This window comes from Amycolatopsis rhabdoformis (genome assembly GCF_035918295.1).
GTDB classification, from domain to species: domain Bacteria; phylum Actinomycetota; class Actinomycetes; order Mycobacteriales; family Pseudonocardiaceae; genus Amycolatopsis; species Amycolatopsis rhabdoformis.
This window is the reverse complement of record NZ_CP142149.1, coordinates 497,650-513,941: the sequence shown is the minus strand read 5'-3', so window position 1 is coordinate 513,941 and position 16,292 is coordinate 497,650. Positions and strand designations below refer to the sequence as shown.

18 protein-coding genes are annotated in these 16,292 nt (G+C 71.2%); 9 read left to right on the top strand and 9 right to left on the bottom strand.

Annotation, left to right across the window (positions count from 1 at the left end; all coding sequences use genetic code 11):
- Positions 1 to 37: 37 nt before the first annotated feature.
- A complete protein-coding gene (locus VSH64_RS02415; protein WP_326833800.1) occupies positions 38 to 463 on the top strand; it encodes a hypothetical protein in 426 nt (141 codons plus the stop codon).
- A 69-nt stretch (positions 464 to 532) separates the two neighbouring features.
- The gene (locus VSH64_RS02410; protein ID WP_326833799.1) at positions 533 to 1,543 is read left to right on the top strand and encodes an iron-siderophore ABC transporter substrate-binding protein; all 1,011 of its coding nucleotides are present in this window, start codon (positions 533 to 535) and stop codon (positions 1,541 to 1,543) included.
- A gap of 3 nt (positions 1,544 to 1,546) precedes the next feature.
- Here the strand turns inward: VSH64_RS02410 and VSH64_RS02405 are convergent, their stop codons facing one another.
- The 3 genes from VSH64_RS02405 to VSH64_RS02395 all read right to left on the bottom strand — a co-directional run bounded on the left by VSH64_RS02405 (position 1,547) and on the right by VSH64_RS02395 (position 5,452).
- On the bottom strand, positions 1,547 to 2,110 hold the full coding sequence (locus VSH64_RS02405) for a TIGR03086 family metal-binding protein (protein ID WP_326833798.1): 564 nt from the start codon (positions 2,108 to 2,110) through the stop codon (positions 1,547 to 1,549).
- Between the two features lie 103 nt (positions 2,111 to 2,213).
- Complete coding sequence (locus VSH64_RS02400; protein WP_326833797.1) at positions 2,214 to 3,404, bottom strand: class I SAM-dependent RNA methyltransferase; 1,191 nt, start codon at positions 3,402 to 3,404, stop codon at positions 2,214 to 2,216.
- Positions 3,401 to 5,452 carry an APC family permease gene (locus VSH64_RS02395; protein WP_326833796.1) on the bottom strand — a complete coding sequence of 684 codons (2,052 nt, stop codon included), beginning with the start codon at positions 5,450 to 5,452 and terminating at the stop codon, positions 3,401 to 3,403. The genes VSH64_RS02400 and VSH64_RS02395 overlap by 4 nt, the downstream gene beginning before the upstream one ends.
- A gap of 151 nt (positions 5,453 to 5,603) precedes the next feature.
- Between VSH64_RS02395 and VSH64_RS02390 the strand changes: the two genes are divergently transcribed.
- Positions 5,604 to 6,269 carry a potassium channel family protein gene (locus VSH64_RS02390; RefSeq protein ID WP_326833795.1) on the top strand — a complete coding sequence of 222 codons (666 nt, stop codon included), beginning with the start codon at positions 5,604 to 5,606 and terminating at the stop codon, positions 6,267 to 6,269.
- Positions 6,269 to 6,925, top strand: a complete 657-nt coding sequence (locus tag VSH64_RS02385; protein WP_326833794.1) for a potassium channel family protein — start codon at positions 6,269 to 6,271, stop codon at positions 6,923 to 6,925. Before VSH64_RS02390 ends, VSH64_RS02385 begins: the two co-directional genes overlap by 1 nt.
- A 64-nt stretch (positions 6,926 to 6,989) precedes the next feature.
- On the opposite strand, the gene VSH64_RS02380 is transcribed toward VSH64_RS02385, so the two are convergent.
- On the bottom strand, positions 6,990 to 7,760 hold the full coding sequence (locus VSH64_RS02380) for a DUF3159 domain-containing protein (protein WP_407655627.1): 771 nt from the start codon (positions 7,758 to 7,760) through the stop codon (positions 6,990 to 6,992).
- A gap of 9 nt (positions 7,761 to 7,769) precedes the next feature.
- Complete coding sequence (locus VSH64_RS02375; protein WP_326833793.1) at positions 7,770 to 8,150, bottom strand: OB-fold nucleic acid binding domain-containing protein; 381 nt, start codon at positions 8,148 to 8,150, stop codon at positions 7,770 to 7,772.
- 102 nt (positions 8,151 to 8,252) lie between these two features.
- Here VSH64_RS02375 and VSH64_RS02370 point away from each other — a divergent pair, with 102 nt between their 5' ends.
- Positions 8,253 to 8,966 carry an alpha/beta fold hydrolase gene (locus VSH64_RS02370; protein ID WP_326833792.1) on the top strand — a complete coding sequence of 238 codons (714 nt, stop codon included), beginning with the start codon at positions 8,253 to 8,255 and terminating at the stop codon, positions 8,964 to 8,966.
- Positions 8,967 to 9,097: 131 nt separating this feature from the next.
- On the opposite strand, the gene VSH64_RS02365 is transcribed toward VSH64_RS02370, so the two are convergent.
- Complete coding sequence (locus VSH64_RS02365; protein ID WP_326833791.1) at positions 9,098 to 9,775, bottom strand: DUF3710 domain-containing protein; 678 nt, start codon at positions 9,773 to 9,775, stop codon at positions 9,098 to 9,100.
- On the bottom strand, positions 9,775 to 10,281 hold the full coding sequence (dut, locus tag VSH64_RS02360; protein ID WP_326833790.1) for a dUTP diphosphatase: 507 nt from the start codon (positions 10,279 to 10,281) through the stop codon (positions 9,775 to 9,777). The genes VSH64_RS02365 and dut overlap by 1 nt, the downstream gene beginning before the upstream one ends.
- A 24-nt stretch (positions 10,282 to 10,305) precedes the next feature.
- Here dut and VSH64_RS02355 point away from each other — a divergent pair, with 24 nt between their 5' ends.
- Positions 10,306 to 10,791: a DUF3093 domain-containing protein gene (locus VSH64_RS02355; RefSeq protein ID WP_326833789.1), complete on the top strand. Its 486-nt coding sequence runs from the start codon at positions 10,306 to 10,308 to the stop codon at positions 10,789 to 10,791.
- A 220-nt stretch (positions 10,792 to 11,011) separates the two neighbouring features.
- Here the strand turns inward: VSH64_RS02355 and VSH64_RS02350 are convergent, their stop codons facing one another.
- A complete protein-coding gene (locus VSH64_RS02350) occupies positions 11,012 to 11,320 on the bottom strand; it encodes a DUF4193 domain-containing protein (RefSeq protein WP_204090248.1) in 309 nt (102 codons plus the stop codon).
- Positions 11,321 to 11,952: 632 nt separating this feature from the next.
- Between VSH64_RS02350 and cei the strand changes: the two genes are divergently transcribed.
- Positions 11,953 to 12,636 carry an envelope integrity protein Cei gene (gene cei, locus VSH64_RS02345; RefSeq protein ID WP_326833788.1) on the top strand — a complete coding sequence of 228 codons (684 nt, stop codon included), beginning with the start codon at positions 11,953 to 11,955 and terminating at the stop codon, positions 12,634 to 12,636.
- 110 nt (positions 12,637 to 12,746) lie between these two features.
- Here the strand turns inward: cei and VSH64_RS02340 are convergent, their stop codons facing one another.
- A complete protein-coding gene (locus VSH64_RS02340; protein WP_326833787.1) occupies positions 12,747 to 13,568 on the bottom strand; it encodes an inositol monophosphatase family protein in 822 nt (273 codons plus the stop codon).
- 64 nt (positions 13,569 to 13,632) lie between these two features.
- Here VSH64_RS02340 and ppgK point away from each other — a divergent pair, with 64 nt between their 5' ends.
- Positions 13,633 to 14,394: a polyphosphate--glucose phosphotransferase gene (gene ppgK, locus VSH64_RS02335; protein ID WP_326833786.1), complete on the top strand. Its 762-nt coding sequence runs from the start codon at positions 13,633 to 13,635 to the stop codon at positions 14,392 to 14,394.
- A gap of 244 nt (positions 14,395 to 14,638) precedes the next feature.
- The gene (locus tag VSH64_RS02330) at positions 14,639 to 16,033 is read left to right on the top strand and encodes an RNA polymerase sigma factor (RefSeq protein ID WP_326833785.1); all 1,395 of its coding nucleotides are present in this window, start codon (positions 14,639 to 14,641) and stop codon (positions 16,031 to 16,033) included.
- The last annotated feature ends 259 nt before the right edge of the window (positions 16,034 to 16,292 follow it).

Sequence of the window (16,292 nt, the reverse complement as noted above, 5' to 3'; positions counted from 1 at the left end):
CCGTAGACTCGGGGCCCCGAGGCCTGGTGGAGGTGTCGTGAGCGGTGGGTCGCTGCGCGGGACGCGGGCGGTGCTGGTGGCCGCGACCGCGGTGGCGGGCGGGGTGGCGCTGGTGCTGCCGACCGCGCACTTCCTGGCCGACCGCCTGCCGGGCAGCGAGCCCGGCCCCGAGCTCGGCCTGCCGTTGCGGCTCGTGTGCGCGCTGGCGCTCGCGGCGGCGTTCGCGCTGGCCTGGATCGCGCTGCGGCGCCACCGCGACGAACCGCTCGCCTTCGCGGCACTGCCGGGGCTCGTGGTGGCCGGCATCGCCGTGCGCTACCTCGTGCGCACCCTGCCGGCGCAGGCCGACGAGTTCCCCGCGGTCGCCATCGGTCCGGCGCTGGGCGCGTGGCTGCTGCTCGGCGTCGGCGCGCTGCTGACGGTGTTGGGGTTCGTGGCGGGATTCGCGTCGAAGAGGCGCTGAGCACATCGGGCGCATCGTGACCACCGGCGGCGTTGCCAAAATAGGCAATGCTTACCTAATATCGCCCGCATGACTTCTGGCCTGGTGGGGCGGCGCGGGGTGCTCAAAGCCGCAGTGGGGGTTTCGGCGGGGCTCGCCCTGGCGGCCTGTTCGAGCACGGCGGAGCCCGCGGCGGCGAACGGACCGGCCGCGCCCGGTTTCCCGGTCGACGTGAAGGGCGTGGAAGGCACCACGACCATTCCGCGGCCGCCTCAGCGTGTGGTCTCGGTGGGCCAGTACCGCGACGCCGACGCGGCCGTGGCGCTCGGCGTCGTGCCGCTCATCACCCCCGACCTGGGCAAGTTCCTGCCCGGCGGGATGTCGCCGTGGCTCAAGGCCAAGGCGGGCGCCCACCCGCCGGAGCTGTTCGCCGACACGCAGCTGCCCTTCGAGCGCATCGCCGCGCTGAAACCCGACCTCATCCTCGGCACCGACCGCTCCACGCTGGCCCAGGACTACAAGACGCTCAGCGCGATCGCCCCGACGCTGTCGTCCGCCTCCGGGTACAACAAGGACACCTGGCAGGTCACCACGCGCCGCGTCGCCACGGCCCTGGGCCGCTCCCCCGAGGCCGAAAAGCTCGTGGCCGACGTCGAAGCGCAGATCAAGGCCGCGAAGGACGCCAACCCGAACTTCGCCGGCCGCACGTTCACCATCGGCCCGGTCACCGGCGACGGCACCATCACCACCATCAGCAGCGCCCAGGACGCCTCGGCGCTGTTCTTCGGCCAACTCGGCCTGGTGCTCTCGCCCAAGGTGACGTCGCTGCCCCAGACCTCCATCCCCGGCCGCTCGCAGATCAGCCCCGAACGCCTCGACCTCATCGACGCCGACGTCCTGGTGCTCACCTACACCACCCCGGGCAGCCGCGCGCAGACCGAGGCGCTGCCCCTGTTCCAGCAGCTCCCCGCCGTCCGCCGCGGCTCCTACGTGGCCCTCGACCTGACCACGGCGATCGCCCTGGCGTTCCCCTCGGCCCTCTCCGTGCCCTACGGCCTCACCCAGGTCGTGCCCAAGATCTCCGGTGCCATCAAGGCCTGAGGCTCACGCCCGGACCGGAGTGCGCCCGAGGAACGCGGCGAGCCGATCGGCCGCCGCCGCGTCCGGTGGTGGAGGCTGTTCCGGCGCGAACGGACCGCCTGGTGGCCGGGGCTGGTCGCCGAACCGCGTGCGCCAGGACTCGAGCACCTGCTCCGCGAGGTCGGGCACGAAGTCCGTGGGCTGCCCGGTGGCGTCGGCGACGTCCCAGCCGTGCGCGAGGTACTCGTTGAGCCGCATGTGGACCAGCAACGATCCAGGCACGTCACCGAGCGGCGTCGTCACCAGGCGCGTGGCCAACCCCGGCTCGGCCAGCACTTCGCGCGCCCGCGCCACCGAAGCCGTGAACGAGCCCGGAGGATCCGCACCGAGGTAGTCGCCCGGTGGGGCGGCCGGACCCACGACGGCCCACTCCGCCACGCGCGCGTTGCCGTGCGCGAGATGATTGACCACCGCACGCACGTCCCAGTCCGCGCAGGCCGTGGGCAGCACCCACTGGTCATCGCGCACGGAAGAAACCACCGTCTGGACCACCGCCGCGGCGCGGTCGAAATCGTCGAGCAAAGCCATGCCACCAGTGTGACGTGCGCCACCGACAGTCTCGCATCGACCATCGCTGCGGCAGCCGACATCAACCCACCCGCGAGATCGCGCCGGCGGAGCCGGGGCCAAATTACTGCAACAGCGCGATGCACTCCACGTGGTGGGTCATCGGGAACGCGTCGAACGCCCGCAGGTCGGTGAGCGAATACCCGTGGTCCGCGAAGGTCGCCAGGTCCCGCGCGAGCGCCGCGGGATCGCAGGCGACGTACACGATCCGGTCCGGCGAACCCGCCGCGATCGCGTCGACCACCGCGCGCCCGGCGCCCTTGCGGGGTGGGTCGAGCACGACGACGTCCACGGGTTGCGGCGCGTCGGCCACGATGTGTTCGACGCGGCCCGCGCGCCACGACACCTGGGGCAGGTCGGCGAGGTTGCGTTCGCCGTCGGACACCGCCTGGCGGCCGGACTCCACGGCGAGCACGTGGCCCGAGGGCCCGACCTGGTCGGCCAGCACCGAGGCGAACAGCCCGACGCCGGCGTAGAGGTCCCACGCCACGCCGCCGCGCGGAGCCTCGGCCCACTCGCGCACCAGCGCGGCGAACGTGTCCGCCGCGTGCGGGTGCACCTGCCAGAAGCCGTGGGCGTCGAAGCGCCAGTCGCGGTCCGCGGCGTGCTGCACGGCGAGGCCGCCGGACAGCTGGCGGGACTTGTTGCGGCCGTGGACGGTCGAGACCTCACGCAGGTGCGTGTGCCGGTCGCCGTCGCTGGTCACCTCGAGTTCGGTGCCCGGGCGCCAGCGCTTGGCCAGCGCCACCTCGAGCGCGCCCGGCACCGCGATCGGGCAGTCGTCGAGCGGCACGACGCGGTGGCTGTGGTGCGCGCGCAGCCCGGCGCGGCCGTCGCGGCCGGCCACGAGCCGCACGCGGCTGCGCCAGCCGAGCGGGCCGCCGTCGAGCGGCTCCACCACCACGTCGCGCGTGATGCCCGCCAGCCGCTCCAGCTGCTCGGCGACCACGGCCGCCTTCAGCGAGCGTTGGTAGGCGGGGTCGGCGTGCTGCCAGTCGCACCCACCGCAGCCACCCGGCGCGGCCACCGGGCACGGCGGTGTGACGCGGTGCTCCGAAGCGCTGAGCACCTCCACCGCGTCGGCCCGGCAGAACGAGCCGCCCTTGTCCTCGGTCACCTCGGCGCGCACGCGCTCGCCCGGCAGGCCGTGGCGCACGAACACCACCCGACCGTCCACCCGCGACACGCAGTGGCCGCCGTGGGCGACCGGGCCGATCTCGAGCTCGAGCACACGCCCGAGCCAGTTCTCCGTCATTCAGCAGTTTCCTTGGCCGGTTTGGGGGTTTCCACGGGCTTTCCTGCCATCGCGCCACCGGTCGCCGCGAACCCGCGCCGCACGTCACCGGCCGCCGGCCGCGCCCGGCGTCCGCGCTCGGCCGCCTTCGCCGACGATTCGAGCTGCCACGGCACACTCGCCACGATCACACCCGGCTGGAACAGCAGCCTTCCCTTGAGCCGCAACGCACTCTGGTTGTGCAGCACCTGCTCCCACCAGTGCCCCACCACGTACTCGGGGATGAACACGGTGACCACGTTGCGCGGGTTGTCGCCGCGCACGCGCTTCACGTAGTCCAGCACCGGCTTCGTGATTTCGCGGTAGGGCGACTCGACGACCTTCAGCGGCACCTTGAACTTGTGCGCTTCCCACTCCGCGGTGAGCCGGCGGGTGTCGGCGTCGTCCACGTTCACCGTCACGGCCTCGAGCACGTCGGGCCGCATCGCCTTGGCATACGCCAGAGCCCGCAGCGTCGGACGGTGCAATTTGGACACCAGCACGATCGCGTGGTTGCGCGAAGGCAATACGGTCGGGGTGTCGCCGAGCTCCTTGAGCTCCTCGGAAACCCGGTCGTAGTGCTTCCGGATCGCCGTCATCAGCACGAAGATCGCCACCATCGCCGCGATCGCGATCCACGCGCCGAGCAGGAACTTGGTGATCAGCACGATGATCAGCACGGTGCCGGTCATCGTGAGACCGATCGCGTTCACCGTCTGCGAACGCCGCATCCGCCGCCGCACGGCGCCGTCTTTTTCCTTGGCCAGCAAGCGGTTCCAGTGCCGGATCATGCCCGCCTGGCTCACCGTGAACGACACGAACACACCCACGATGTAGAGCTGGATGAGCCGCGTGACCTCCGCGTCGAACGCGATGATCAGCACCAGCGCGAAGATCGCGAGGAACAGGATGCCGTTGGAGAACGCCAGCCGGTCGCCGCGCGTGTGCAGCTGGCGCGGCAGGTAGCGGTCCTGCGCGAGGATCGAGCCGAGCACCGGGAACCCGTTGAACGCCGTGTTGGCCGCCAGCAGCAGGATGATGCCGGTGGAGAAGGAGATGTAGTAGAACGCCGGCGGGAAGTCGGCGAACACCGCGTGCGCGATCTGCGCCACGATCGTCTTCTGCTGGTAGCCCGCCGGGGCGCCCTCGAGCTGCGCGGCCGGGTTCTCCGCGAAGTTGACCTTGGTGATCACGGCGAGCGTGATGATGCCGATGAGCATCGTCACCGCGAGCACACCCATGAGCAGCAGCGTGGTGGCCGCGTTCTTCGACTTCGGCTTGCGGAACGCGGGCACGCCGTTGCTGATCGCCTCGACCCCGGTCAGCGCCGCGGCGCCGGAGGAGAACGACCGCAGGATGAGGAACACGAACGCGAACCCGGTCCAGCTGCCCTCGGAGTGCAGGGTGAACCCGGCGCTCTCGGCGCGCATGGTCGTGCCCGTCGCGGCCTCGATCAGGCCCCACACGACCATGACCAGAATGCCGAGAATGAAGCCGTATGTGGGGATGGCGAAGGCTTTGCCCGATTCCCGCACGCCGCGCAGGTTCAGCGCGGACAGCACCGCGACGATCACCACGGAGGTGATCACCTTGTGGTCGGCGACCCACGGGATCGCCGAGCCGATGTTCGCCACACCGGACGAAGTGGACACCGCGACGGTGAGCACGTAGTCCACGAGCAGGGCGCTGGCCACGGTGAGGCCGAACTTGCCGCCCAGGTTGGTCGTGGCGACCTCGTAGTCACCGCCACCGCTCGGGTAGGCGTGCACGTTCTGCCGGTACGACGCCACGACCACGAGCATGACCAGCGCGACGGCCACGCCGATCCAGGGCGCGAACGCGTACGCCGACAGCCCGGCGAAGCTCAAGGTCAGGAAGATCTCTTCCGGCGCGTACGCCACGCTGGAGAGCGCGTCCGACGCGAAGATCGGCAGCGCGATGCGCTTGGGCAGGAGCGTGTGGCCGAGGCTGTCACTGCGGAACGGACGTCCGAGTACCAGGCGCTTCAACACGGTCGGGAACTTCGACACGTTGATGAATCTACAGCGCAGCGAAGCTGCTCCGTTGGGCGCGGCGGCGGGGAGGATGGTGGGACTAACCGGCACCCGGCACGGTAGGTTCGGCGCTGGTGCGCGAGGGTACCTACGGACGGGTTTACCCCCACCTACGAGGAGGCAAGGCGTGCACGTGGTGATCATGGGGTGTGGCCGTGTCGGCGCATCCCTGGCCGCGGCGCTGGAGCGTCTCGGCCACGACGTGGCCGTGATCGACAAGAACCCCCAGGCGTTCCGCAGGCTGGGCAGCGACTTCCACGGCCAGCAGATCGTCGGCGTCGGGTTCGACCGGCAGGTGCTGATCGAGGCCGGCATCGAAGAGGCCGGCGCGTTCGCGGCCGTGTCGAGCGGGGACAACTCCAACATCATCTCCGCGCGGGTCGCGCGCGAGAACTTCGGCATCGAGCACGTGGTCGCGCGGATCTACGACCACAAGCGCGCCGCGGTGTACGAGCGCCTCGGCATCCCCACCGTCGCCACGGTGCCGTGGACCACCGATCGCTTCCTGCGGACCCTGCTGCCCGACGGCGTCGCCTCCGTGTGGCGCGACCCGTCCGGCAACGTCGCGATGCTGCAGCTGCCGCTGCACGAGGGCTGGATCGGGCGCAGCGTGCGCGAGCTGCAGGAGGCCACGGGCGCGCGGGTCGCGTTCATCATGCGCTTCGGCAACGGCGTGCTGCCGGACAACAAGACCATGGTGCAGGCCGACGACGTCGTGTACGTCGCGGCCCGCTCCGGCACCGTCAGCGACGTGACGAGCGTGGCCGCTCGCGCTCCGGAGGAGGAGAACTGATGCGGGTCGCGATCGCGGGTGCCGGCGCCGTCGGGCGCTCCATCGCCGTCGAGCTGATCGACGGGCGGCACCAGGTGATGCTGATCGAGCGCGAGGCGGACCAGTTCGAACCCGACAGCGTGCCGCAGGCCGACTGGGTGCTGGGCGACGCGTGCGAGGTCTCGATCCTCGAGGAGTCGGGGATCGAGCGCTGCGACGTGGTGATCGCCGCCACCGGTGACGACAAGTCGAACCTCGTGGTGTCGTTGCTGGCGAAGACGGAGTTCGCGGTGCGCCGGGTCGTGGCGCGCGTGAACAACCCGGCCAACGAATGGCTCTTCACCGACGCGTGGGGAGTCGACGTGGCCGTGTCCACGCCGCGGATGCTCGCCGCGATGGTCGAGGAGGCCGTGAGCGTCGGCGACCTCGTGCGGCTGATGACGTTCCGGCAGAGCCAGGCGAACCTCGTGGAGCTCACGCTGCCGGAGGAGACCCCGCTGGCCGGCAAGGCGGTGAGCGAGATCGCGCTGCCGCGTGACGCCGCGCTCGTCACGATCCTGCGCGGCGACCGCGTGATCGTGCCGCAGCCGGAGGACCCGCTGGAGCCGGGCGACGAGCTGCTGTTCGTGGCGACCTCGGACGTCGAGCCGGAGATCCGGTCGGCACTGGGATACTGAGCAGGACGGGAAAGGCCCCTCACGAGCACGTGAGGGGCCTTTTCGCGGTACCGGTGAGGCGGGGCTAGGCCTCCGTGGTGGGCGTCTGCGCGTACTTCTCACGCAGCCGGGCTTCCACCTCGGCGTCGGTCTCCGGCTTCGGCTCGTGTTCGGCCAGCGCCTTGAGCCGCTTGTCGGAGCGGCGGACCGCCCACACGACCACGAGCAGACCCAGCGCGTAGAGCGGGTACCCCATGGCGATCTTCGCGAAGGCGAGCCAGCCGGTGTAGTCGCTGTTGTAGAGCCAGCGCTGCACCACGAACCGCGCGGCGAAGATCAGGGCCAGCGCGAGCGTGGCGATGTCGTAGCCGTAGCGCGAGGGCTTGTCCTTGCGCCAGGCCTGGCCGGCCCCGTTGAGCGCGCTCCACACGACACCGGCGATGGGCCAGCGCACGAGGATCGAAAGCACGAACACGCCGCAGTAGGCGAGGCTCGCCCAGATGCCGAAGAGGAAAAAGCCCTTCGCCGAACCCGTGCGGAACGCGATGAACGCGGCGATGGCGACCCCGAAGAACCCCGAGATCGCCGGCTGCAGCGGCTCCTTGCGCACGATCCGCAGCACCGTGATCGCCACCGCGCTGCCGATCGAGCCCCAGATGGCGGCGGTGAGCCCGAAGAAGGCGTTCACCAGCACGAACACGATCACCGGCACCGACGAGTAGAACAGGCCGGACACGCCGCCCATCTGCTCGAGGAGGGTGGGTTCGGGCTTGTCGGCTTCGGTCTCGGGCTTGGCCTGCTCTTCGTCCCCGCTTTCGGGCACGTGCTTCTCGTCGCGGGGAGCGGGTTCAGTCACGGGAGTGGATCAACCTACCGGGCTCTGGAGTTCGTAGTACGGGTTGTAGAGCACCTTCTGGCCGTCACGCTCTGCCATCCGGCCGCGGACCTTGATGGTCCGACCCGGCTCGATGCCGGGGATCCGGCGTCGGCCCAGCCAGATTAGCGTCACGCCCTGTGTTCCGTCGAACAGCTCGGCCTGGAGCGTCGGAGTTCCCTCGCTCGGGCACAGTTCGACGCTGCGGAGCCGGCCGAGCACCGTCGCCTCTTCACCTGACCGGCAGTCACAGGCGCGCCGAGCACCTTCGGCTCCGGACCGCTCGGACATCTCGTCGGCGTCGAGGTCCTCGACGTCAGTGGTCAGCTTGCGAACCAACCGGCTGAAGTAGCCGCCGTCCTTGGCGGACATGGTGTGCTCCTGTGCTCCGGGGCCCCCGACTTCGCGGCCCGTGCGTAAACCAGCGTAGCTCTGGTTCACCACAGCGAAACGGGTTTGCGCCAAGATCGCAACGTGACGTCCGCGATCCTGAACCGCCCCCTCGTCCTGCTCCCCGGGACGGGGTCCGACGAGGTGTTCGTGCAGACGGTGTTCGCCGGCCCGTCGGCGCTGGTGGGAGCCCGGTTGATCACGCCGGCGCCGCCACCCGGCGCTGCCCTCGCCGACGGCTACCTGGAGGAGCTCGACCGGCTCGCCCGCGTGCACGGTTCGCTGATCGTGGGCGGCGTCTCGTTCGGCGCGCACCTGGCCGCGGAGTGGGCCGTGGCGAACCCGGGCCGGTGCGAGGGGCTGGTGTGCGCTCTCCCGGCCTGGAACGGCGAACCCGGGTCAGCGGCCGCGGCCGTCGCGGCGCGGGCCTCAGCCGATCTGGTGGCCGCTCAGGGCGTTGACGGTGCCCTGGCCGCGGTGGCGGCCGGCAGCCCGGGGTGGCTGGTCGACGAGCTGTCGCGGGCGTGGCGGCGGCAGGGAGACGAGCTGGTGGCCGGCCTGCGGGTCGCGGCGGAGCGGCGGGCGCCGTCGGTGGCGGAGCTGGCGACGGTGGACGTGCCGGCCGGAGTGGCCGGGTGTGACGGTGACCTGGTGCACCCGGTCGCGGTGGCTCGCGAGTGGGCCGCGACGGTTCCTCGGGGCGCGGTGGAGGTCGTGCGCCTGGCGGACTTCGGGAGGGACCGGGAAGTGCTGGGCCGGGCGGGGATGCTCGCGTTCCTGAAGGCGGCTTCCGCGTGACGGGACACCGAAGCCGGTGAAAAGCCCGGGTGCCGAGATCGGCCGAAAACAGTGAAGGGCGCCTCGAGGGAATCGGATTCCCTCGAGGCGCCCTTCCCGGAACGACGGCCGGCGTGAACCTCGCCGGCGGCTCAGCCTTCCTGCTGCTCCGCGATGTGCTGCGCGACGGCTTCCGGGAGCGTGATCGGCAGCGGCGTGCGCACCGGCATCGGCGAGTCACCGCGGTCGACGATCGTGTGGCGCACGATCATGCGCAGCACGTCGGGCGCCTGCGCGGACTGCGACTGCGGCCCGGCGATCACGCCGCGCAGCATCCAGCGCGGGCCGTCGACGCCGACGAAGCGCAGGGCCACGTCGCCGACGATGGCGGAGAGCTCCAGGCCCCACTCGCCGCGGCCGATGGTCACCTTGGCGCCGTCGGCGCGCAGCTGGTCGCCCAGCTCGGTGCCGACCTCGCGCCACAGCCCGCCGGAGCGCGGCGCGGCGTAGGCGCTGACCGTGATCTGGCCCTGTTCGGTCACCACGTGGACCGCGCGGACCCCGCCGGCCTCCGGGTCCATCTCGACCTGCACCTGCGAGCCGTCCGGGACCGGGACGCGCACCGAACCGAGGTCGATGCGCGGGATGCCGTCCTCTTCGGCGTCGGCGACGTCGAAGGGCCCCTGCTCGGTCTCCGACAGCTGGTTCTCGGGTTCGACCGCGTCGGCGTCCGTCCCGGTGTCGCCGGCAGCGCCTCCCGTGCCCTCGGTGGACTCGTCGAGCCCGTCGAGAGCGCTGTCGGACTTGCGCTTGCGTCCGAAGATCCCCACTACTTCTCCGTTCCTTCCCCAGTGCCCGCGTCCGCGCCGGGCACGTCCGGGACCAGTGTGGCGTGCCCACCCGTCGAGCCGTAACCGCCGGCGCCCCGTTCGGTGTCACCGAGCTCGGCGACCTCGACGAACTCGGCGCGCTCGACCCGCTGGATCACGAGCTGCGCGATCCGGTCGCCGCGCGCGAGCACCACCGGCTCGTGAAGATCATGGTTGATGAGGCAGATCCGGATCTCACCGCGGTACCCCGCGTCGATCGTGCCGGGGGTGTTCACCACCGACAGACCCACGCGGGCCGCGAGCCCCGAACGCGGGTGCACGAACCCCGCGTGGCCGGGCGGCAGCGCGATCGCGACACCGGTGCCGACCACCCCGCGTTCGCCGGGGCCGAGCACGATGTCGGAGGTGGTGACGAGGTCGGCGCCGGCGTCGCCGGGCCGCGCGTAGGCGGGCAGCGGGACACCGGGGTCGAGCCGGGTGAGGAGTACCTGAACGCTGGAGGACACGGGCGGCGAGACTACCCTTGTCCCGTGGCTGACACCGTGAACACCGCCGTGAAGCGCGCCCTGGCGCACTCCGAACGGCTGTACGTGCCCGCGTGGGGCTGGTTGCTGCCGATGCTCGGCGCGGTCCTGCTCGGCGTGGAGATCCACCTCGGTTACCCCTCGATCCCGGTGTGGATCCCGCTGCCCGTCGCGATCGTGGTGATGGCCGCGCTGATGCTGTCGCTGGGCCGCTCGCGCGTGCGGGTGACCGCCGGCGACGAGCCGGAGCTGTGGGTCGGCGACGCGCACCTGCCGCTGCGGTTCGTCGGCGTGGTCGAGATCCTGGAGAAGGACGACAAGCGCCGCGCGCTCGGGCGCGACGGCGACCCGGCCGCGTTCGTGCTGCACCGCGGCTGGGTGGGCCCGGCGGTGCGCGTGCAGCTCACGGACCCGGCCGACCCCACGCCGTACTGGCTCTTCAGCACGCGCAAGCCGAAGAAGGTCGCCGAGCTGCTGCGCGCGCGGTCCTGACCCGCGCACCAGCCCCGGGAGCACCGGCGGAACCGGTCCCGCGGGTGCGCACGCGGAAGGGGGCCGGCCTGGTGAGGCCGACCCCCTTTGCCCAGCTCGCGAGCGAGCTTCCCCGAACCGCCGCGACTGTGTTTCCCCTGGACAGTTTCCTCTGAAAAACCCTGTGGTTCCCCTGAAGTCCTGTACGAGATCCCCGTGCGCCCTCAGGCGCAGGCGATGCTCAGGCGCAGTCGCGGCAGATCAGCCGACCGCCGTTGTCCTCGGCGAGCCTGCTGCGGTGGTGCACCAGGAAGCAGACCGAGCAGGTGAACTCGTCAGCCTGCTTCGGCACCACCTTCACGGTCATGTCCTCACCGGAAAGCCCGGAGAGGTCGGCACCAGGAAGCTCGAAGTTCTCGGCGTTCGCGTCCTCGTCGACGTCGACGACGCCGGACTGGTTCTCGTTGCGCCGGGCCTTCAGCTCCTCCAACGAGTCTTCGGCCAGCTCGTCGGCTTCGCTGCGGCGCGGAGCGTCGTAGTCGGTAGCCATGTGTCCCTCACCCCTGCGAATCAGCTTGTCTTGTTCTTCCGGTCCCGCGGGCGAACCCGTGAGCCGGTCGTGCCGCTGGTCAACGTTCCAGCGCCCCTGTTTGTGCCCGGCGTCCGCAGTGACCGAGGTCTCAGCAAGGTGCCCCTCTTCCTGCGGCCGGAGCCCGGGAAGGGTAGCTCACGCTTCGCCGGGCTCCGCACCGAGTCGCACATTGCTTGAATTTCGTCACCCGACAGGGGGAATCCGCAGGTGAGACGGGTGTCTCTCACCGAGGTTGCCCCCGCGTCGCGAAGATCACCCGGCCGCGCTGTCCGCTTGCTCCCGCGGAGGTCGCCGTGGTGCGATCGGGGGACGGCCGATTCGCGGCCCGGCCTCGGCGGGGACGAGGCGGGCACGGGGGCGGACACAGGGTGACCCGCGCCACCGGGCGCGGCTCGTTACGCCTAGGCTGAGCGGCTACGGCGGTCGGCACGGTTGTGTGGCGGTCGGCACTGCGTGGTGGTCGGCACGGTGCTTCGGGTCGGCATGGTGCACCGGGTACACCGGAGACCACCACCGACTCGCGGCGCCGGGGCGCCGAAGCGTGATGGGGTCCGCGGACGGGGATCCGCGTTCGGGAAGGGACGGGGCAGGTGGCGTCGGGGAACGGCTCGGGGGACCGTGGTGCGCGGCCCTATCGCAAGCACCGGCCCTTGCCCGCGCTCATCGTGATCGGGGTGCTCGCCCTCGGCGCGGTGTTCGTGTGGGTGAACGCGGTGGTCGGGCGAGGCGACATCGACGAGGCCGTGGTCTGCACTCCGGCTCCCACTCCGCCGCCGGGCACCACTTACACGACCGTGCCCCACAACGGGCTCGACGACCGCTCCCCCGTGCCGCCCGGCAAGGTGGCGCTCAAGGTCCTCAACGCCAGCACCACGCGCGGCCAGGGCGGCATCACGACCACCGCCCTGCGCGAGCTCGGCTTCACCGCCATCGGCGACCCGGCCAATGACCCGGCCTACCCCAAGGGCGACGCCAAGTGCCGCGGCCAGATCCGCTACGGCGAGAACGGCGCCACGGCGGCCCGCACGCTCAGCCTCGTGGTGCCGTGCGCGGAACTGGTGCGCGACAACCGCAAGGACGCCAGCGTCGACCTCGTCACCGGCACGCTGTTCGACGACGTGCGCCCGCGGCCCGAGGCCCGGCAGATCCTGCAGAAACTCGCCGCCTGGTCGCAGTCGCACCAGGGCGGGGGCGGCAACGAGCAGTCCACCGGCGCCGGCGCGCCGGTGATCGACCCGACGATGCTCGCCGCGGCCCGCGACGTCGCCTGCTGAGCGGGCGCACCGGACACCCTGAGTCACCGCTGCCCCCTGGACCCGCTCGATCGGGTCCGGGGGCAGCGTCGTCACACCCGGTGGTCAGGCTCGGTTCGGACCGGCCGTCGTCACACGCTCTTGGCGTCGAGCGAAGACAGCACCTCGCGCAGCGGTTGCGCGATGCCGGGTGCCGCCACGAACGTCATGTCGTCGCCCAGGTCGGGTGCCGAGCCGGGCAGCAGCACCGTCGCGCCCGCCTCCGCGGCCACCAGCGCCCCGGCGGCCCAGTCCCAGCGGTGCAGGCCGTGCTCGAAGTACGCGTCGAGCCAGCCCGCGCCCACGGCGCACAGCTCGAGCGAAGCCGCACCACCGCGGCGCAGGTCGCGCACCTGCGAAACCAGCTCGCCCGCCAGCGCACCCTGGCGCACCCGGCGCTCGCGCGAGTAGGCGAATCCGGTGCCGACCAGCGACAGGTCCAGCCGCGTCGGCGAGGTCACCGAGAGGCGCCGCCCGTCGAGCCACGCGCCCTGGCCCCGCACGGCCGTCCAGCGGCGCCCGCTGACCGGTTCCACGACCGCCCCGGCCACCGACACCCCGTCGACCTGGGCGGCCAGCGACACGGCGAACGCGGGCAGTCCGTAGAGGAAGTTCACGGTCCCGTCGATCGGGTCGACCACCCACGTCACGCCGGCGCCGGGCGCCGCACCGCCTCCTTCCTCGCCGAGCACCGGTTCGCCCGGGCGCAGCTCGGCCAGCCGCGTCCGCACCAGCTCCTCGGATTCCCTGTCGACGGCGGTGACCACGTCGGTGTCCGCCGATTTGGTGTCCACGCGCACCCGCCCGCCGGCCTGCATGGCGGTCCAGGCCTCGCGCACCAGCCCGGCCGCCTCGACCGCCACCTGCTCCGCAACGCTTTTCAGCAACGACTCGTCAGCTCCCACGTCGGACATGTCACCACATCCGGTTAAAGTCTCCGGAGCAGACTTCTGAATCGTGCGAGAAGGGACCACGTCAGTGACGGCGACCCGAGGTTTCGGAATCGACATCGGCGGCAGCGGGATCAAGGGCGCGCTGGTCGATTTGGAGACCGGACAGCTCATCGGCGAGCGGCACCGGATCGAGACGCCGCAGCCGTCGACCCCCGAGGCCGTCGCGGACGTGGTGGCGGAGATCGTGCACATGGCGGACTGGGACGGACCGGTCGGCGTCACGCTCCCGGCGGTGGTCAAGAAGGGCGTCGCGCACACCGCGGCCAACATCGACCACGCCTGGATCGGCACGGACGCCGACGCGCTGTTCGCCAAGCGGCTCGGCAAGAGCGTCGCGGACGTGGCGATGCTGAACGACGCCGACGCCGCCGGCATGGCCGAGATCCGCTTCGGCGACGAGCGCGCCCGCACCGGCGTCACGGCCCTGCTGACCTTCGGCACCGGCATCGGCAGCGCGGTGTTCCACGACGGCAAGCTCGTGCCCAACACCGAGTTCGGCCACCTCGAGGTCGACGGCCACGACGCGGAGAAGCGCGCCGCGGCGTCGGTGAAGGACAACGAGGGCCTGAGCTACCACCAGTGGGCCAAGCGGGTGCACCGCTACCTCACGGTGCTGGAGAACCTGATCTGGCCGGACCTGTTCATCGTGGGCGGTGGCGTGAGCAAGAAGGCCGAGAAGTGGGTGCCGCTGCTCGAGGTGCGCACGCCGGTGATCGTCGCTTCGCTGCAGAACAACGCCGGCATCGTCGGCGCCGCCGCGGCCGCGGTCGAGGGCATCGAGCACTGACCCCGCACGGGCCCTGAACCGCCGGAAAACGCACGCGCGGGTCACGGAAGGGTCACGTGCGGGTACCGTGCGGCAGGCCGGAGGGTGATCGCTTCGCGACGCACTGCCCGGCCGTCGTTACAATGGAAGGCGGCCCACGGCTGCGGGAGTGAAAACCGCAGGCCGAGGCGTGTTCCCCGAATGTGAGGCAGTCGAGGTGGCGATACCTCGACTCGTCATGATCGACCGCTGCGAAAGGGCGTAAGTGGCAGCCGCAAGAACCGCAACGCGAAGCGGGACGAAGACAGCGACCGCAGCCGGCGAGCCGGCCGACGAGGCAGCCACCGGCGCGGCGAAACCCAAGACCGCCGGCGCGAAGAAGGCCCCGGCCAAGAAGGCTCCCGCCAAGAAGCCCGCCACCAAGGGGGCCAAGGGCGAGGACGGCGAACCCGACGGTCCCGTCGACCTCGACGAGGCCGAACTCGACAGCCCGGACCTGTCCGACCTGGAAGAGGTCGAGGTCGACGTCGTCGACGAGACGGTCAACGACGAGGTCGCCGAAGACGACTCCGACGACTCGGAAGAAGAAGCCGAGGAGACGGAGACGCCCGCCGCGCGTCGCCGCAGCAACGCAGCCGCCGAGAAGGGGCCGAAGTCCGCCTCGGACAACCCCGACTTCGTCTGGGACGAGGAGGAGTCCGAGGCGCTGCGCCAGGCGCGCAAGGACGCCGAGCTCACCGCGTCGGCCGACTCCGTCCGGGCCTACCTCAAGCAGATCGGCAAGGTCGCGCTGCTCAACGCCGAGGAGGAGGTGGAGCTCGCCAAGCGCATCGAGGCGGGTCTCTACGCCGCCGAGCGCGTGCGCACCGCCGAGGACGAGGGCGAGAAGCTCGTCACCCAGATGCGGCGCGATCTCAAGTGGATCGTGCGCGACGGCGAGCGCGCCAAGAACCACCTGCTGGAAGCGAACCTCCGGCTCGTGGTGTCGCTGGCCAAGCGCTACACCGGCCGTGGCATGGCGTTCCTGGACCTGATCCAGGAGGGCAACCTCGGTCTGATCCGCGCGGTGGAGAAGTTCGACTACACCAAGGGCTACAAGTTCTCGACGTACGCCACGTGGTGGATCCGCCAGGCGATCACGCGCGCCATGGCCGACCAGGCCCGCACCATCCGCATCCCGGTGCACATGGTCGAGGTCATCAACAAGCTCGGCCGCATACAGCGCGAACTCCTGCAGGACCTCGGCCGCGAGCCGACGCCCGAGGAGCTCGCCAAGGAAATGGACATCTCCCCGGAGAAGGTCCTGGAGATCCAGCAGTACGCTCGCGAGCCGATCTCGCTGGACCAGACCATCGGCGACGAGGGCGACTCGCAGCTGGGTGACTTCATCGAAGACTCCGAAGCGGTCGTCGCGGTCGACGCGGTGTCGTTCACGCTGCTGCAGGACCAGCTCCAGTCGGTGCTGCAGACGCTGTCCGAGCGCGAGGCGGGCGTGGTCCGGCTGCGCTTCGGTCTCACCGACGGCCAGCCGCGCACGCTCGACGAGATCGGCCAGGTCTACGGCGTCACGCGCGAGCGCATCCGCCAGATCGAGTCGAAGACGATGTCGAAGCTGCGGCACCCGTCGCGGTCCCAGGTGCTGCGCGACTACCTGGACTGAGCACTTCCGCGCCACGCGAAGAACCCGTCACCGATATCCGGTGGCGGGGTTCTTTGTCGTGGGCGAAGATCCACTGGCCACTGTGGACGACGGCGATCGGCGGGCGCCCGGGGCCGCCGAGGCCGGCGGTGCAGACCACCTCCCGCGGCCGGAGAACGGCGTCGGTCGCGATCACGTCACGAACGGGTCGCGAACAGGTCCATACCAGGCCCGGTATGTCCGTTTCCAGTGTTCCGCGGGAGTTCGAAACATTTCCAGG

What these genes read in the sequence shown, in the direction of transcription:
- VSH64_RS02400 (WP_326833797.1), bottom strand. Translation starts at nt 3,404, where the DNA reads ATGACGGAGAACTGGCTCGGGCGTGTGCTCGAGCTCGAGATCGGCCCG.
- VSH64_RS02410 (WP_326833799.1), top strand. Translation starts at nt 533, where the DNA reads ATGACTTCTGGCCTGGTGGGGCGGCGCGGGGTGCTCAAAGCCGCAGTG.
- VSH64_RS02340 (WP_326833787.1), bottom strand. Translation starts at nt 13,568, where the DNA reads ATGTCCGACGTGGGAGCTGACGAGTCGTTGCTGAAAAGCGTTGCGGAG.
- VSH64_RS02405 (WP_326833798.1), bottom strand. Translation starts at nt 2,110, where the DNA reads ATGGCTTTGCTCGACGATTTCGACCGCGCCGCGGCGGTGGTCCAGACG.
- VSH64_RS02350 (WP_204090248.1), bottom strand. Translation starts at nt 11,320, where the DNA reads ATGGCTACCGACTACGACGCTCCGCGCCGCAGCGAAGCCGACGAGCTG.
- VSH64_RS02375 (WP_326833793.1), bottom strand. Translation starts at nt 8,150, where the DNA reads ATGTCCGCCAAGGACGGCGGCTACTTCAGCCGGTTGGTTCGCAAGCTG.
- VSH64_RS02385 (WP_326833794.1), top strand. Translation starts at nt 6,269, where the DNA reads ATGCGGGTCGCGATCGCGGGTGCCGGCGCCGTCGGGCGCTCCATCGCC.